This window comes from Rhizobium sp. LjRoot258 (assembly GCF_964254185.1).
Lineage (GTDB): Bacteria > Pseudomonadota > Alphaproteobacteria > Rhizobiales > Rhizobiaceae > Rhizobium.
In genome coordinates, this window is the sequence record NZ_CAXUST020000002.1 from 1,119,356 (window position 1) to 1,136,238 (window position 16,883).

Consider the following 16,883-nt stretch of genomic DNA (forward strand, 5'->3'; position numbering starts at 1 on the left):
TGAGTGCAGGGTGCGTTGCTCAGCGATCGACGACCAGATCGCTGAGCGGCTTGGAGCAACAGGGCAGGAACATGCCGGCGTCGATCTCGCGCTGCCTTATGCCGCCGTTATGGTTCATCTCAACCGAGCCTGAAACGAGCTTCGATTTGCAGGTCCCACAGACGCCATTCGTACAGGACGACGGAAGCCGCGCGCCTGACTTCTTCGCCGCGGACAGCACGGTCTGCTCGCTCGATACGTCAATCTTGCGGCGTTGTTTGGTGAACTCGACCTGAAACACCTTGTTCGCGGCGACTTCCTCCACGAGGAGACCGGGTTCGTCGATGACGGCGGCGTCGAAGCTCTCTTCGATGTAGTTGCCTGGAGGCACGCCGAGGTCCGCCGAGATGGAACGTGCGGCTGCCATGAAGGGAGCGGGTCCGCAGCACATCACCACTCGGTCCGCGATGTCCGGCACGGCCAGTTTCATAAACTCCGGCGTGATGCGCCCCGTGATTCCAGGCCAGGCCGGCTCGCCATTTACGCCTTCAGGAAGGAAATGGAGACGCAACCCTTTCATCCGCGAGGCCAGACAGGACAACTCGGTGCGGAAAATCAGGTCGAGCGGCGTCCTCGAAGCATGCACGAAGACCACGTCGGCCGGTTCGCAGCCATCTGCCAGTCCACGAACGATCGACATCACGGGCGTTATGCCAGAGCCACCCGAAAGCAGCAGCAGCTTGGTGCCTGCGCATCTCGGCCGAACGAAGTGACCAAGAGGACCCTGAGCCTTCACGGTCGTGCCGTTGGTCATGTTGTCGTGAAGCCAGTTCGAGACCTTGCCGCCTGGGACGCGCTTGACCGTGACCGTGAAGGCGTTGCCGCGATGGGGAGACGACGAGATGCTATAGCAGCGCGCCTCGGCGTCGTCTCCGGCCAGGAAGTCGAAGAGGAAGTACTGCCCAGGGTCGAAGTCGAAGCGCTTGCCTTCTGGCGAGGCAAACGTGAAGCTCTTCACGTCATGCGTCTCCTGGTGGACGTCGATGCAGACCAGATTTTCGTCGTGCTCCGGGTCCCAGGCTTGTTGGGTGACCTGACCGCGTTGCATCTGTGTGAACTCAATACCCATGAGCCCGCATCCGATCGATGTACCAGCCCGCGAACTTGTCCAGGTTCGTCTCGGAGAACCGGGAGTAGGGCCCCGGCGTGTAAGCCGGATCGAGCGCGCCGGCATGCGAACGCGCGACGAGGTCTGCGTCCTGGTCGGTCGTGGCGATCCAGACGTCGGTGAGCTTGTCGAGGTCGTAGTCCTTGCCCTCGACGGCGTCCTTGTGGACAAGCCACTTCGTCCTGACGAGGGTCTTTCCGGCAAAGAGCGGGATCACGATCGAGACGACTGCATGGTCGCCCATGAAATGGTTCCAGCTATTGTGACCCCACAGATGCGTGTCGCCGAGGTCCTTTCGGGTCATGTGGCCCAACAGCTTTGACGACGCCGCCGTGGCGTCAGGGGTCTGGGATTCGCCTGCGCCGGCGATGATCAGGCGCTGGGTCCGGAAGTTCGTCGCGCAGTCGACGAGTTGCTCCACTGCCGCGGAAGGGAAGCCGTCGGCCTCCCAGGCCTTCGTCTTCTCTTCGTAGAGCCGGAAATGCTCCTCGGCCTGCTCGCGATCCTCGGGGCCGAGGGTCTCCGGGTCGAAGCCGAAGTCGAGATCGACGAACGACACACAAAGCTCAGGATGGTTGGCGGAGCAGTGGTAGCACTCGCGATTGTTCTCCATCGTGAGCTTCCAGTTGCCGTCCTCTATGACGTCTGTCTGATGGGCGATCTTCGCATTTCGGATGTCGTAGGGGGCAAGACGCTCGATCATGGTCTGCTCCAGGTTTGCGATATCCTCCGGCGGATCGTCGGAGAGGCAGACATAGATCAGGCCGCCGATGGACTTGAAGTTTACAGGCTTCAGGCTGTGGCAGTTCTTGTCCAAGTCCTTGCCCATGTGCGGCGCGTAGCTGAGTTCGCCGGTCAGCTCGTATGTCCAGGTGTGGTATGGGCAGACCAGCTTTGACACGATGGTCTTTCCGGGATCGAGCAGACGGGAGCCGCGATGGCGACAGACATTGTGAAGCACGCGGATCTCGCCGTCGTCATCACGCAGCAGAATCAGGCTCGTTTTGCCGATGTCGATCACGGTCGCATCGCCAGGTTCGGGAACATCGCAGTCCAGGCCCACGCAGATCCAGTGCTTGTGGAAGAATACATCGATGTCGGCGTCGAAGACGTCGTCTCGAGTATAGAGTCCAGCCGGCAGGGAGTGACCATCGGAACGAGCTTCAAGGAGGGCTGAGATGGAGGAAGGGAGCCTGTTTAGCATGATGACCTCTTATGCTTGGACGACTCTAGTTTGCCCTTGCATGGATGGGGCTTCAACGGCATTAATTTTTCACTTCGCATGACTTTAAGTAATGGAGCGCGAATGGATTACCGGAGGCGAATTCCATCACTGACGGCACTCATGACGCTGGAAGCCGTCATCCGTCGGAAGAGTTTCACTTTGGCCGCGGCCGAGCTAGGCGTCACTCAGGCCGCGGTCAGTCGTCAGATTGCGGGTCTGGAGGCGGAGCTCGGGCAGCTGATGTTCGTCCGCAAACACCGCGCGATCGAACCAACTGCAACCTGCCTTTCCTTGGGGACGTCCCTCGCACAGAGTTTTGCGAACATCGCTGATGCGATCGAGGTCATCCGCTCGTCTGAGAAGGACGTCGTCACAATTGGCGCAACGGTTGCGTTTTCATCCTTCTGGCTTCTTCCACGTTTAGCGCATTTCCGACGGGAAAACGCTGGAATACAGATTCGTGTCATCTCGCAGGACACTCGCATCGATTTGAGCGCGGGAGACATCGATATAGCGATCCGCTATGGGATGCCGCCTTTCAGCGACGGAACCGTCATCGCTTCACAGAACGACGCCATCGTTCCTGTTTGCTCGCCAGAGTACATGCGCGCCCGGCGCTCGCCGGAACTTTCCGAGTTGGATGAGTTTATCGAAACGGATGCACAGGATCGTTCCTGGCTGTCTTGGGCGAGGTGGGTCGAGAAGACCGGACGTTCGTTGAGCGTCAAGCCTTCGCTGCGTTTCAACCACTACACGGAAACGATCGCAGCCGCTCGGGCGGGCCAGGGCGTGGCTTTGGGGTGGCGTCTTCTTATCCAAACCTTTCTCGATGATGGGACGCTCGTAGAGCTCGGTGAATCAGAGCTTGCTGCAGACGATCATTACAACGTGCTTCTTCCTCTCAGGATGCGTCGAACCATCGCTGCGGACCATGCCGCCAAATGGCTGACTGCTGCCCTTCATCGTTGAAGTCGGGAGGCTATGCGCCTTGATCCGACCAAGGGTCAGAGCAAGACGCCGGAATATCTTGCCCTCAATCCCCGCGGGAAGGTGCAAACGCTGACAAACGGCGAATTCGTCGTGCGCGAATCCATCGCCATCATGGCCTACCTCGAGAGGGAAATGCCTGATCCGGCGCTGCGTCGATGTTCGCAGCGACGTTCCCGATGACGCGCTTGGCCGATTGGAGCGACCTTGCCAGTCTTTACGATCAATCGCCAGAAGCGACGACGCCTCGCTGAAGCAGACGTCTTCGTTCGATGTGCGGCAACCTTTGATGCCGGAATGGGTGAAGGACGTGATCAAAGCCGGAGCGAACTGAAGATGGCGACGCGACACTGCTGAAGTTTACTTTATGCGCGCCTTGGCGATTCTGTTGAGAAAGGGGACGTCATTGCGCGCATCCATCCGGTTGGGCATACCGGAGAGACGCCAGTCGAGTTCCGCTTGAAGATGGATGATATCCTCACGGCGCGTCATTTCCCTGGCCTGATTAAGACGAGGGATTGTGCCGATCATCGCGCAATGAAATGTGCAAGATAAGCCCTCGTCGACGGGAGGAAAGTAGGTGCACTTTCGCCCCGGCCCTTTTCGTCGGCTGCTCGATCGACCCTGGAACTTGCTTTGAACACAATGGCGGATCAGGTTGCCCCGTCGAGTTTGCCAGTCGAGCTTCGCTTCGCGCCGTTGGCGTCAGGCAGACCTTTTCTCTCAAAATCGATCTCATCTGCCGGGCCACGTCCGGCAGCGATCACTTGTGCAACGAAAAGGAACCTAGAATGAGCAAAACCGATGCCGCTGAAATTCAGCGCAGGACCGAACGCCAGGTCGCAAATACAAGTGGCGGGGGACACCTAGGGGGAACCAATTTTGGGCAAGCCCCCGACGCCAAGACCGCAGGGGGTGCCGGCGGCAAATCCCGCCCAAGCGGCGGTCGGAAGTAGTTTTCGGTCGCAAAAGCAACCCGCCGCCAGAAGCGGCGGGCCCACAACCGAAGTCCAAGTCTATCTGGAGATCGGCGGAAGGCTCCGGCGCGTTTGAGCGGATCAGTGCGTTGTGAGCCCCTGCATCTCGACAAGTACATCTCGGGCCGGATAAACGAAGGTGGCGACGAGGTCCGTTCGATCACCAATTCATGGCCCACCATAGAAGCACGCTAGCCACGACCAGCACTGTCAGCACATAGGTAAGTCGCGATGTCATTGCATCTCCAAGGGTTGATCGGTCGAGATTGCAACCTTTGATGGATGGCGTCAAGCGGTGGAGGTCCCGGGGGCATTGCAGCGTCGGGTTGCGTGAGGCGCACTGCCTCTGTCGATGAGGTGATCGGCTGCACCACCGCATGTCGTTTATACACCGCTCCAAACAAACTCAATGTGTGGCGATGCTCTATCTGGTGTTGGTGTTTGCGGGCGCCGGGACTGCGCGAACAGGTGTCGCTATATAGATAACGTACCGCTCGGCGGCGTCCGCCAGTGCTAGGGCTGCCTCACCCTCGCGCCACCCTGCGGCTACGGCGCTTATCATTATGGCCCGCGCAACAGCATCAAAAGCACGAGAGCATTCGTCCTGCCGGCGCGTGTCATCAACTTGGTAACTTGGTGTGGGGACAGTTTTCATGAGGGTGCCCGTGAATTGAACTAGCAAGCGCCCCGCGACATCGACGGGGGCTTTTCATTTGACGAGCCAAGGCTGGTCTATGAGGACGACACCCGCAGATCTTGGATGGAAGCGCGGGTACGCGAGAAGCTTACTGAAAACTCTTTTGATCACGAAGTGCCAAAATGCCGATCCAATTCCTGCGACAGCGCGCAAGAGGAAGTCACCCCTTCTTGGAAGCGTCTGATTACTAGTTTGGCTGCGACGTTGTAGCGTTTGGGATCGACGAGACTACTGGCAGCATCGTACCCGGCGGTGTCCAAGACGATTTGCAGCATTGCAAGGTCCGCTGATGTAACGATTGATAGGGGATGGGAAGACATCGCGTCCTCCTTCTATTGGGGCGAGGGTATAGTGGCCCCCAACCAGTAGCGCCCTGAAGTTAAACTACTGAAGGTCGAACGATGTACCCTAATTGTGGGGAAGGCAAGCCTTAGTTTAGCTTCGTCTTAAAATGGCCCCGTCGGATCGTGGTGGCGCGATCGGACGATCGCGGGCGAGGACTTACGTCAAAATCCATCCATCTGCCAATGGTTCCCACCCAAAAGCCAGTTTGCCGTCGGGCCGGCGCTCGTTCTCGCCTAAAAGCCTGGGGAGCGCCAGGCCAGAGCAGTGACAGCGATCGTGATCGCGGGAAGAAAAGCTCCAGCGATCGCGATCGAATCTCGAGCCCGAAGCAAAGCACGCCGCGACGGGCCGGATGCGGTCAATGCCGCAGCCCCATGCTTGATGATTTAGGCATCGCAATGCCTCACTTTGCAGGCACGACGAGCGTCGCACCTTTCTTGACGATGTAGGTCGCCAGTTCAGACGCCTTGCCACCGCCAACGTTCTTCGCCGAGTGGGTAACGCCCGACGGAATAAACAGGGATTGGCCAGCCGTGAGGGTTACAGGCGGCCTGCCTTCGAGCTGGTACTCAAGCGTTCCCTTAAGAACATAGGCGAGTTCTTCGCCGGGATGGGAGTGCTTGGGCGCAAGAACGCCTGGCGCGAAATCGACGCGCACCTGGACAGCCTCATGGCCGGCCACATCGATGTCGTTCTTCAGCAGGTCAGTGCGCTGCAGCGGCTGTTCTGCCCGTGCGGTCGAGAACGCCATTGTGTTTGCCAGCAACAACATGGCGAGCGTCATGATCCTGGTGGTCTTCATCTTGTCGTCCTTTCATCGAGGGGTTTGATGCCCGGCCCTTCAAGGCCGCAATGGCATCTTCCCGCATGGATGAATGCCGGATGTGTCGGCCTGGATAGCTTATTGTAACGCATTGTGTCCGCCGCAATGATGGCCACAATCGTGCTGGCTCGTGCCGGCTGCAACGACCTGAACCGAGTGCGACGCTCGTCAACAAAGAAGCTCGGCCCGGTGGTGTGAAAGATCGGCCCCAGTGACGCAGTCACCAGAAGACCCGATATTGCGATGGGTCCGGGCTTCCTGCCTTCCATCAGGCTTTTAGCGGTCTTGCCAATCGGTGCGCTGTTGATAGCTGTGAACTTTGAACCGACGGTTTCATGCCGAGGTGGGTGCTTGTGGCTGCACATGCGCGGACGGCGGCGCAGCCACGCGTCGCCGAGGGATGCTTACGTTGGCAGCGGTTTGCCGGCCTGCTCGTTTATAATGTACTCGGCATACCAACTTGGCCAGTCCGCGTCGCGCTCGCCGAGCCGTTGCTCATGCTCTCCGTGAGCCGCCTCGGCACGGCGAAGTGCGCTCTCAAGCTCGGTCAGGGAGGTGAATGTCGTGGCGTCCGCGGCCACGCGTCCAGGCAGGCGCGCTGTCACCTCCTGCAGCAGCCAACCGTTGCCGTCCGGATCGCTGAACGAGGCATAGGAGCTGTAGCTGCTGCGTTCGGGATCCGGTCCGCGAAACCTTCGCCTGCCAAACAGATAGGGTTCATCAGGACCGGAATAGGCGTCGCCGGCGTGGTGGAACGCCTCGCTGATCTCCACGCCGCGAGCGAGCAGATCGCGACGCGCAGCCTCGATATCCGAAACGACAAGGTATAGCCCTTGTGCCGAGCCGGGGGCCGCCGCCGTCACGTGCCTGCCGAAGATAACCGAGGCGCCGGAGCCTGGGGGCGTGAACTGGATGACGCGGTAGTCGTCACTGCCAGCGAAGTCCGCATCGAGCCTCCAACCCAGGTTGCCGTAAAAGTGTTTGGCACGATCGACGTCCGACACCGGGATGACGATGACTTCGAGCTTCATCTCGAGGGCCCGCTCGTTGTTGGTCTTGATTGCAGTGGTCATCACAATTCTCCTTCGACTTGGGCTTGGATGAGGTCGTGGAGGGCAGGGGCATCTGCCCCACCGTTGACGCAATAAACTTCGCTCCCAGTGCCATGGTCTATGCCAGCCATGTGCTCGATGCCGTGGATCACCTCAAGCAAGCCTGAACGACAACGAAAACAACATGCGCAACGCAAAGACCGCGCTCGTCACGGGGAAACTTCGGGCATTGACATGCGACGCGAACGCACTTGCATCAAAGTAGCGCACGGGTGGTCGTACCTGCTGCTCGCAAGCGGGACGCTTTCCGGTGGCGCGCCGCCACACATCGTGTAGCGGGGCGATGTTATCACAAATCTCGGGTCGCCGTGCCCACAGATCATCGGATCAGGGATTGGTATTTTCGCATGCCGAAGGCGCGATAGCCGCGCAAAGGAGGAACGCACCTGGCAATTTGAACGACAAGGGCCCGCACTTCGAGGACGCCAAGTCCAGGAAATTTTTTAGAGATCGCCCGTGTGGACTTAACCTGATCGCAGCGCGCAAGCGATCATTGCAGCCGTGCAATCGATCGCAGGTATTCTGCGCTTGCCGTGGGGAAGCCGAAGAACTCCAAATAGGCCGGTATTTGCTCGAACAACATGTCCGTGCCGACCTGGAATGCGCATCCACGCGCGCGTGCTGCCGCCAGAAACGGCGTGATTTCTTCCTTCATGACGACCTCGCCGACAAAGGTGGAAGGTGAGAGGCGCGAAACGTCGAGGGGCAATGGGTCGTTCTTACGCATCCCGAGGGGTGTCGCGTTGACGACGATGTCGAAACCAGCAGGATCTGTTGAACCGATGCTCACCTCGGTCATTGGATAGTATCTCTTCAGCCGGTCGCTCAGCCCTGCCGAGGTAGTCGCGTTGTCATCGTGGAGCAGAATCCGCCGCGCGCCGGCACCTGCCATTGAAGCGGCGATCGCAGAGCCGACACCGCCTGCACCGACGATCAGCACTTGAGCTCCCTCCACCCTTTTCCCTTTGCGCAATAGGCCGCGGACAAAGCCTTCACCATCGAACATATCGCCGATCAGCCTGCCGGCCGGCCCGAGCCTGACAGCGTTGCATGAGCCAGCGACCTTGGCGTTCGTCGATACGTCGTCGAGCAGTCCCATCGTCGTGACCTTGTGTGGCATGGTGACGAGGGCGCCATGAATATTCGAAAGCCTGAAGACGAGCTTGAGGAACGAGGGATAGTCCTCAGGCTTGCAACCCATCGGTACGACGACGGCATCGATGCCGCTTTTTTCGAAGTACGGATTGTAGATCAGCGGTGCTTTGAATGATTCCGTCGGATAGCCGAGGTGAGCGATAAGCCTTGTGGTGCCAGTAATCATATCAATGACCTTGTCGCCTATCGGTTTTACCCAGGTGGATCGTCTTGCCTGATTGCGCCGACGCCTTGATCGCTTCGACGACGCGCAGCGTGGCAAGACCTTCCGTGCCGCTGACAAGAGGCTCAGCTTGGCGACGGATCACATCGCAGAAATGGTGAAGTTGTGCGGTCAGTGGGTCGGTCGGTGTGAACGCTACGCGTTCTGAGACAAGCGCTTCCAGCCAATTGGGCTTCGACGCATTGGTCCAAAGCGCATGGATGGCCAGCGAACCACCGGTCCCGCCGATCTGGTAGCAGAATTGATCCAGCCGCGGAAACGCCGGGTTCTCTCCCGCCGTCATCTCCCAGCTCCAGGGGGAGGCGACCGCGTCGGATGCGTTCAAGGTTCCAAGGATGCCGTTTGCGAACCGGAGCAGGATAACGGTGGTGTCCTCGACAGGGTGCTTGCGGGTCGAATTCGACTCCATCGCATGGACGGCGTCCACCTCGCCGAAAAGATAGCGGAAGAGATCGACGTCGTGGATCAGGTTGATGAAGGTCGGTCCGGCGCCTGCCTGTCGGCGCCAGGCGACGTCGAAGTAGTCGTCGGGCTTGGCAACCCAGAATGTCCCCTGGACAGTCAAAAGCTTGCCCAGTCGACCGCTGTCTAAGACGCGCTTTGTCTCCTGTATGATGGGATTGTAGCGGCGATGGTGGCCGACCAGAATGGGAACGTTCGCCTGAAAGCCGGCATCGACGAGGGCGGCGCCAGTTTCGGCATTGTCAGCGATCGGCTTCTCGACCAAGACCGGAATTCCAGCCGCGATGGCCTCGAGGGCGTTGGCGACATGAAGCTGGTTCGGGGTGGCAACAATCACCCCGTCCGGGCGCTCGCTTGCGGCAGCCTTCGCAAGGGTCGGGAACCATCGGGCGCCCGTGCTTTTCGCAAAGTCGCGCCCGGCATCTGACGGGTCGACGACGGCGGAAAGTGTGGCGCGCGGCTCGGCCAAAACGCCTTCGATGTGGCGCCTGCCTATGAGGCCCGCGCCCGTCACCGCGATCTTCAAGGGGGGCGTCTGCGATTGTGCTGACATTGGAATTTCCCCAAAGCTCTAGTTGCGCAGGATTTCGCCCAGAAATTTGCGTGTGCGCTCGTGGCGCGGGTTGGTGAAGAATTCGGCTGGGGGGGCTTCCTCGACGATCGCGCCGCTCGCCATGAAGACGACCCGGTCGGCGACCTGGCGGGCAAAGCCCATCTCGTGCGTGACGCAGATCATCGTCATGCCCTCTTCGGCGAGACTGATCATCGTATCAAGCACCTCCTTGACCATCTCGGGATCGAGCGCGGAGGTCGGTTCATCGAAGAGCATGATCTTCGGCCGCATGCAAAGCGCCCGCGCAATCGCGACACGCTGCTGCTGACCGCCGGAGAGCTGCACCGGATATTTGTCGGCCTGTTCAAGGATCTTGACCCGGCCAAGCAATGAGCGTGCGCGCTCCTCGGCCTGCGCCCTTCCAACGCCAAGTGCCCGCATCGGCGCCAGCATGCAGTTCTGCAGTACGGTCAGATGCGGAAAGAGATTGAACTGCTGGAACACCATGCCGACGTCGCGACGGATCGCGTCGATCGACTTTGCCTGGTTTCCAAGCAGAATGCCACCAACGCGGATCTCCCCCTTCTGGTAGGTTTCGAGATGGTTGATACAGCGGATGAGCGTTGATTTTCCGCTGCCTGAAGGTCCACACAGAACGATCCGCTCGCCCTTGCGCACCGACATGTTGATATCGTGCAGGGCCTGAAAGGCGCCGTACCATTTCTCCACCTGGTTCATGGTGATCACGGTCTCTGCGGTCGGTGCGGAAGCATTGGTCATGGTCTCAATTCCATCGATCTCTTGTAAATTCGCTGGCTCTTCATCAGCGAGCGGACGCGGCAAAGCGCCGTTCGAGACGCGCCCCGATGATCGTCAGCGGGCAGCACATCAGGAAATACAGTGCCCCCACGATGCCGAAGACCGTTAGTGGCTGGAAGATCTGGTTGGATATGATGTTGCCGGCCCGCGTAAGCTCCGTGAAGCCAACGATCGAGGCAAGCGAGGTGCCCTTGATGAGCTGTACGAGGAAGCCGATCGTTGCCGGCAGTGAGATGCGCAGTGCCTGCGGCAGGATGACATCCTTCATGCGCGAGACATATTTGAGACTGAGCGCTCTTGCCGCCTCCGTCTGACCGCGCGGCACGGCATCGATCGAGCCTCGCCAGATCTCTCCCAGATAGGCGCTGGCATGCAGCGTCAATCCGACGGCGACAGCCACCCATGCATCGAGCTTAAGGCCGATGAGAGCCAGACCATAATAGACGACGAAGAGCTGCATCAGCAGCGGAGTGCCCTGGAAGACCGCGATATAGCCGGCCATGATGCGTTCCAGGATCGGGATCTCGCAGCTGCGCGCCAGCGCAACGCCTAGCCCGGCAATCCCTCCGCAGATGAAGCCGACGACCGAGAGAAGCACGGTCCATTTCAAACCGATCAGGAGGAAAATGAATTCTTCGCTGCCCATCGCTTGGACCCTACTTGATCGGATAAGTGAAATAGCGTGCCGAAAACAGCGCAAAGAGGCGCATCATCAGCCAGGAGATGACGAGGTAGAAGATCGTCACCGTGAAGTAGACCTCGAAGCTTCGAAAGCTTTCGGATTCGATGCGTTGCGACACCGACGTCAGTTCGTAGGCCGAGATCGCCGAAGCGATGCTGGTCGACAGCGTCAAAAGCACGAACTGGCTGGTTAACGACGGATAGATCGCCCTGAGAGCCGGCTTGAGGATGATCAGCCGAAAGACCTGCGCCTTGTGCAGCCCAAGAGCAAGGCCTGCCTCCATCTGACCTTTCGAGATCGACTGGACACCGCCTCGAATGATCTCGATGGCGTAGGCGCCGCCGTTGATTCCAAGAGCGATGATTGCCGTCGGTGTCGGGTCAAGTCGGATGCCGGCCAAGGGCAGGGCAAAGTACAGAAAGAAGATTTGAACCAGGAACGGCGTGTTGCGAATGAGCTCGACAAAGCCGATCACCAGCCAGCGTAGCGGTTTGAAAGGCGAGTCCCTGAGGGCGACGCCGCCTATGCCGATGACAATGGCAAGCAGCATGCCGCAGATCGCCAGCAGGAAGGTGCCGAGACAGCCGAGAAGCAGGCTTGGCAGCCCGTCGATGACCGGGGTGAAATCCAGTTGATAGTTCATGGCCGCCTCTCTGATCCACCGTCTTCGATCATCAGCTTTGTCCGACCATGTCTGCCATGGCTTCGATCGCCAGTTCGTAACCGCGCGCGCCAAAGCCGATGATGATTGCGGTCGCAACGCGCGAGATCAGCGAATTGTGGTAGATGCTTTCGCGCGCATGCACATTGGAAATATGCAGCTCGATTTTCGGAGGATCGAATGTTTTCAGCGCATCAAGCAGTGCGATCGACGTGAAGGTATAGCCGGCGGGATTGATGATGATACCGCATGCGTCCTTGCGCGCCTGGTGCACGCTTTCCACCAGTTCCCCCTCGAAATTGGTCTGGCGAAAGTCAATGGCGAACCCGAGGCCCTTCGCCTTGGCGAGGCATTTTTCCTTAATGTCGGCGAGCGTCGTGGTGCCGTAGATTGCCGGCTCCCGCTGGCCAAGCAGGTTGAGGTTCGGTCCGTTCAGCACAAAGATCGTCTTGTTCATGATGGCGCTCCACAAAACGCGCAAGGGCCCCTGGGCCGCCAAGCATGGCGGTATCGTTGGCGGGCACCACAATGCCCGCCGTTTTGCCTTGGCTCTAAGCAGCGCGTGGCTTAGTTGGCGGTGAACGGAATGCCGTCGAGGCTCGCAGGGAACTCCGGAACCGGCACCTTCATCCACTTGTCGTAGATCTTCTTGAGCTCGCCGTTGTCCTTGATCTTGTCGATGAAGGAATTGATAGAAGCGTTGATTTCCTTCTCGCCAAGACGCGTGCAGGCGCCATTGTAGAGCTTCTGGAATTCGAGCTTGTTTTCGAATTCGCCCGGACGCGCCTTTTCGACCCGGTCCATGTAGAAGATGTTGCCGCCGAGAGCCTGGACCTGCCCGGACACCAGCGCCTGGACGCTGGGGGCATCACCGTCGAAGCGGCGGATCGTTGCGCTCTGTGGCGCATTCTTGGTGACCTGCGTATCCTGCGCTGCACCTTTCGCGACGCCAATCGTGAGATTGGCCATATCGTCCTTGGCCTTGATCGACATCGACTTCGGAGCAATCAGGACAATCGCGTTGGCAACATAAGGCTTGCTGAACTGAACAGCCTTGGCGCGATCCGGCAGCATGGCCATCGTCGCGAAGAGAACGTCGACGCGGCCCGTGGTCAGCGCGGGAATGCGGTTGTTGACTTCAAGCGGCACGAATTCGACGGATACGCCCAATTCCTTGGCGTAGAGCGTGGCGATATCGGCATCGAGGCCGTCCTGCTTGCCGCCGCTGGTCACGAAGCCCCATGGCGGGTTATCGCCCTGGATGCCGACGATGAGCTTTCCTTTTGCCTTGATTTCTTCGGGTGTGATGGCGGCCGCCGGCTTCGTAAGCCCGATGGCAGCTACGAGCGTGGCGGCAGCCACCATGGCATGGCGCCGTGTCAGCATCGACTTGAACATTGATTCCTCCTCCTTTTGGCGGTCGCTTGGACCCAACAGTCATCCTCTCCCGACTGCATGGGGAGATATTTGCCAGAGGATCGGGGATAAATCAACATAGTTTTTAGAAATCATATGAGACTTTGTATTTGACCAATTGAATTGCAATACTCACGACATTTGCCATAATGCCATGAGGAGGAGTTGGCGGTCTCAGGCAGATCAGCCGTGGCCGGCTCTCGTGACACGGGTGGAAAGGGTCCTTGAATCATGAAGACCTCGATTGCGACGGTAACGCTGAGCGGTGAACTGCCGGAGAAACTCGAAGCCATTGCACAAGCGGGCTTCGATGGCGTCGAGATTTTCGAGAACGACTTTCTGGCCTTTGACGGAAGCCCTGGAGATGTCGGCAAGATGGCGAGAGATCTCGGATTGGAGATAACGCTTTTCCAGCCCTTCCGAGATTTCGAGGGAATGCCGGACGCGCTTCGAAGCCGCACGTTCGACCGGGCCGAACGCAAGTTCGACGTCATGCAGGAACTCGGGACCGGAATGGTTCTTGTCTGCTCGAACGTCTCGCAGGCGGCTCTTGGTGGCATCGATCGCGCCGCCGCCGACTTTCATGAGCTTGGCGAGCGAGCGGCCAAACGCGGCCTCAAGGTCGGTTATGAAGCACTTGCCTGGGGTCGTTATGTCAACGATCACCGCGATGCCTGGGAGATCGTACGGCGCGCCGATCATCCAAATGTCGGGCTGATCCTCGATAGCTTCCATTCGCTGTCGCGAAAGATCGACATCAACTCGATCCGCTCGATCCCAAAGGAGAAGATCTTCATCGTGCAATTGGCCGATGCGCCGATGATCGACATGGATCTGCTCTATTGGAGCCGCCATTTTCGCAACATGCCGGGCGAGGGCGATCTACCGGTCACCGCTTTTGCCGAGGCTGTGGCGTCGACAGGCTATGACGGCTATTTTTCGCTCGAAATCTTCAATGACCAGTTCCGCGGCGGCTCCACGCGGGCAATTGCGGCCGACGGCCACCGGTCGCTGATCTATCTGGCCGATCAGGTTCGCCGCAACATCCAAACGCCGATCGGCGTTCCCATGCCGGAGCGTGCTGCCGTCAAAGGCGTCGGCTTCGTCGAGTTCGCAACCGATGAGGACGAAGCCGGCGAACTGATCGCTCTGCTCGACGCTCTCGGCTTCCGTAAGGCAGCCGTTCACCGCACGAAAAAGGTCACCCTGTTTGAACAGGGCAATATCCGCATTCTCGTCAACGTCGATGCCGCAGGCTTTGCAGGTGCAGCCTACGCAGTCCATGGTACATCTGCCTACGCGTTGGCACTCGTCGTCGATGATGCTGGCGAAGCCTACGCCCGTGCACTGGCGCTCGATGCCGAACCTTTTCGCCAGCCAGTTGCCGATGACGAGCTTGAGTTCCCCGCCATTCGCGGTGTGGGTGGCGGCCTGATCTATCTCATCGACGACAAAAGCCCGCTCGGCCGGTTTTCGGAGATCGACTTCACGCCTGTTTCTGCAACAAGGGGTGATGCTGAGGATGCCGGGCTGCTGCGGGTCGATCACATCGCGCAGACCGTTGCCTATGAGGAAATGCCGACCTGGCTGCTTTTCTACACGTCGATCTTCAAGACCGGAAAGACACCGATGGTGGATATCATCGATCCGAGCGGGGTCGTGCGCAGCCAGGTCATCGAAAATGAGCCCGGTACGCTGCGCATCACCATGAATGGCGCCGAAAATCGCCGTACGCTCGCCGGTCACTTCATCGCTGAACAGTTCGGTTCGGGGATCCAGCATCTGGCATTTTCGACCGATGACATATTTGCCACCGCGCGCCGGCTTCGAAAGAGAGGATTCAAGCCGCTGCATATCTCGCCAAACTACTACGACGATGTCGAAGCCCGCTTCGGCTTGCAACCTGATCTGACCGAACGGCTGAAGGCGGAAAACATCCTCTATGACCGTGACGAGCATGGTGAATATCTGCAACTCTATAGCGGCACATATGGCGAGGGCTTCTTCTTCGAGATTGTCGAGCGCCGCGGCTATCGCGGCTATGGGGCCCCAAACGCGATTTTCCGGATTGCCGCGCTGAAGAAGCTGATGCGGCCGGAGGGTCTTCCGAAGGACGCCGGTTGATCCGGCACGGGTCAGGAGATACGCCCGCTTTTCAGCACGTGTTCCACGCCGCTTTGGATATGCCGTCGGATCACAACCCGAGCCCCCTCGATATCACGTTTCAAGGCGAGTTCGAAGAGAAGCTTGTGGTCATCGACGACCGCCTTACCGCGGAAACTCTGGGCCAACATGTGGTAGCGCAAAAATCTTTCGAACACCGATGAAAGTGTGGCCATCAGCGTCGCGGAATCACAGGCCGATACGATCGCCTGGTGAAACTCCCAGTCGTAGCGCACCCAATCGACGGTCCGCGAGGCATCGCCGGCGAGCAGCTTTTTTTCCGCAGCCGCCAGCTTATGATGGGCGGCCACGATGCGTCCTTCCCATTCGAGATTTCCGGCCGCAAACGACAGGCCGATCGCATGGGTTTCAAGGATGGTGCGAAGATCGGCGAGTTCCTCGAGTTCCTTGCGCGACGCGGGGCTCACTTCGAAGCCGCGCTGCCCTTCCGCCAACACGAGGTTCTCCGTGGTCAGGCGGCTTAATATTTCGCGCAGCGACGATACGCTGATCGAATAGCGTTCCTTGGCTTGCTCGAGTTTGATCTTCGCACCAGGTGCCAAGGCCCCAGAAATAATGTCTCGACGGATCTGCCGGAAGACGACATCGCTAACCGTCTCGGAGGGTTCACCAGCAATTTTTAGCATAAGATCCTCTGCTTCGCTCAAGCATCAAGACGTGTAATGGACGCTGTCATGGTTTTGCTGGAGCGGCCAATAGCAGCCCTTTTCCAAGGGCATGTTCGACGCCTCCTTGTATGTGACGCTGAAGAATTTTCTTTGCCGTCTTGCTGTCGCGCTGCAGAGCGACCTCCAGAAGCTGCCTATGTTCCTGTTCTGCAACACCACCACGATAGGACAGCGCAACCATTTGATATCGCAGATATTTGTCGAAGACCGCCGAGTGTGTCTCCATAAGCAGACGCGATCCGCAGGCGGAAATCAGGGCCTGGTGAAACTCCCAGTCATAGCGTTTCCAGTCTTCCGCCCTGCTGGTGTCGCCCGAAGCCATCACCTCTTCCATGCGCGCCAGCTTGTAGTGAGCTGACACCAGCCTCGCTTCCCATTCGACATCGCCCTGTTCGAACGACTGCTCAAGCGCATGCTCTTCGAGAAGCAGGCGCAGAGCCGCGATCTCTTTGAGGTCAGCAACAGAGACTCGCGCGACTTCAAAGCCCCTCTGGCCTTCCGCCACGACGAGCCCTTCGGACGTCAGGCGGTTCAAAATCTCCCTGAGCGTGCTGACGCTCGTCTCGTAGGTACCCTTCAAATTCTCCAGTTTGAGCTTCTGACCCGGCGCAAGCCGACCGAATATGATGTCTGATCGTATTTGCCGGTAGCCGCTTTCAGCGACAGTTTCATCCGCAATTTCCTGCCGCATCACTCTCTCCGAGATTTTTCTTTTCGTCATATATAAACGGACAGCTCGGTCAAATT

General features: G+C 58.8%; 17 protein-coding genes. 3 read left to right on the forward strand and 14 right to left on the reverse strand.

All coding sequences use genetic code 11. The annotated features are described in order from the left end of the window. Positions 1-19: 19 nt before the first annotated feature. Positions 20-1,108, reverse strand: a complete 1,089-nt coding sequence (locus tag ACSQ9D_RS26055) for an FAD-binding oxidoreductase (protein WP_436284740.1) — start codon at positions 1,106-1,108, stop codon at positions 20-22. Next, positions 1,098-2,351 carry an aromatic ring-hydroxylating oxygenase subunit alpha gene (locus tag ACSQ9D_RS26060; RefSeq protein ID WP_436284741.1) on the reverse strand — a complete coding sequence of 418 codons (1,254 nt, stop codon included), beginning with the start codon at positions 2,349-2,351 and terminating at the stop codon, positions 1,098-1,100. Before ACSQ9D_RS26060 ends, ACSQ9D_RS26055 begins: the two co-directional genes overlap by 11 nt. A 102-nt stretch (positions 2,352-2,453) precedes the next feature. On the opposite strand from ACSQ9D_RS26060, the gene ACSQ9D_RS26065 reads away from it, so the two are divergent. Next, positions 2,454-3,341 (forward strand): LysR substrate-binding domain-containing protein, encoded by an 888-nt coding sequence (locus ACSQ9D_RS26065; protein ID WP_436284742.1) that lies wholly within the window; start codon positions 2,454-2,456, stop codon positions 3,339-3,341. 12 nt (positions 3,342-3,353) lie between these two features. Then, positions 3,354-3,542, forward strand: a complete 189-nt coding sequence (locus ACSQ9D_RS26070; RefSeq protein ID WP_436284743.1) for a glutathione S-transferase family protein — start codon at positions 3,354-3,356, stop codon at positions 3,540-3,542. Positions 3,543-3,719: 177 nt separating this feature from the next. On the opposite strand, the gene ACSQ9D_RS26075 is transcribed toward ACSQ9D_RS26070, so the two are convergent. From ACSQ9D_RS26075 to ACSQ9D_RS26120, 10 genes are all read right to left on the reverse strand, one after another. Then, positions 3,720-3,851: a hypothetical protein gene (locus ACSQ9D_RS26075; protein ID WP_436284744.1), complete on the reverse strand. Its 132-nt coding sequence runs from the start codon at positions 3,849-3,851 to the stop codon at positions 3,720-3,722. A gap of 1,930 nt (positions 3,852-5,781) precedes the next feature. Further along, on the reverse strand, positions 5,782-6,162 hold the full coding sequence (locus tag ACSQ9D_RS26080; protein ID WP_436285176.1) for a cupin domain-containing protein: 381 nt from the start codon (positions 6,160-6,162) through the stop codon (positions 5,782-5,784). Between the two features lie 443 nt (positions 6,163-6,605). Next, on the reverse strand, positions 6,606-7,274 hold the full coding sequence (locus tag ACSQ9D_RS26085) for a VOC family protein (RefSeq protein WP_436284745.1): 669 nt from the start codon (positions 7,272-7,274) through the stop codon (positions 6,606-6,608). Between the two features lie 529 nt (positions 7,275-7,803). Continuing rightward, complete coding sequence (locus ACSQ9D_RS26090; protein WP_436284746.1) at positions 7,804-8,634, reverse strand: shikimate dehydrogenase family protein; 831 nt, start codon at positions 8,632-8,634, stop codon at positions 7,804-7,806. Position 8,635: 1 nt separating this feature from the next. Next, positions 8,636-9,706 (reverse strand): Gfo/Idh/MocA family protein, encoded by a 1,071-nt coding sequence (locus ACSQ9D_RS26095; protein ID WP_436284747.1) that lies wholly within the window; start codon positions 9,704-9,706, stop codon positions 8,636-8,638. Positions 9,707-9,724: 18 nt separating this feature from the next. After that, positions 9,725-10,486 carry an amino acid ABC transporter ATP-binding protein gene (locus ACSQ9D_RS26100; protein ID WP_436284748.1) on the reverse strand — a complete coding sequence of 254 codons (762 nt, stop codon included), beginning with the start codon at positions 10,484-10,486 and terminating at the stop codon, positions 9,725-9,727. A gap of 43 nt (positions 10,487-10,529) precedes the next feature. Beyond that, positions 10,530-11,171: an amino acid ABC transporter permease gene (locus tag ACSQ9D_RS26105; protein ID WP_436284749.1), complete on the reverse strand. Its 642-nt coding sequence runs from the start codon at positions 11,169-11,171 to the stop codon at positions 10,530-10,532. Between the two features lie 10 nt (positions 11,172-11,181). Beyond that, positions 11,182-11,850, reverse strand: a complete 669-nt coding sequence (locus ACSQ9D_RS26110) for an amino acid ABC transporter permease (RefSeq protein ID WP_436284750.1) — start codon at positions 11,848-11,850, stop codon at positions 11,182-11,184. Positions 11,851-11,881: 31 nt separating this feature from the next. Further along, entirely contained in the window at positions 11,882-12,325 is a 444-nt protein-coding gene (gene aroQ / locus ACSQ9D_RS26115) for a type II 3-dehydroquinate dehydratase (RefSeq protein ID WP_436284751.1), read from the reverse strand. 110 nt (positions 12,326-12,435) lie between these two features. Next, positions 12,436-13,266, reverse strand: coding sequence for a transporter substrate-binding domain-containing protein (locus ACSQ9D_RS26120; protein WP_436284752.1), 831 nt, complete (start codon positions 13,264-13,266; stop codon positions 12,436-12,438). A 249-nt stretch (positions 13,267-13,515) separates the two neighbouring features. On the opposite strand from ACSQ9D_RS26120, the gene ACSQ9D_RS26125 reads away from it, so the two are divergent. Further along, the gene (locus ACSQ9D_RS26125; protein WP_436284753.1) at positions 13,516-15,408 is read left to right on the forward strand and encodes a bifunctional sugar phosphate isomerase/epimerase/4-hydroxyphenylpyruvate dioxygenase family protein; all 1,893 of its coding nucleotides are present in this window, start codon (positions 13,516-13,518) and stop codon (positions 15,406-15,408) included. 11 nt (positions 15,409-15,419) lie between these two features. Here ACSQ9D_RS26125 and ACSQ9D_RS26130 read toward each other — a convergent pair whose 3' ends face one another. Together ACSQ9D_RS26130 and ACSQ9D_RS26135 are read right to left on the reverse strand one after the other, a co-directional pair. Then, the gene (locus tag ACSQ9D_RS26130; protein ID WP_436284754.1) at positions 15,420-16,094 is read right to left on the reverse strand and encodes a GntR family transcriptional regulator; all 675 of its coding nucleotides are present in this window, start codon (positions 16,092-16,094) and stop codon (positions 15,420-15,422) included. Between the two features lie 46 nt (positions 16,095-16,140). After that, positions 16,141-16,827, reverse strand: coding sequence for a GntR family transcriptional regulator (locus ACSQ9D_RS26135; protein ID WP_436284755.1), 687 nt, complete (start codon positions 16,825-16,827; stop codon positions 16,141-16,143). Between the last annotated feature and the right edge of the window lie 56 nt (positions 16,828-16,883).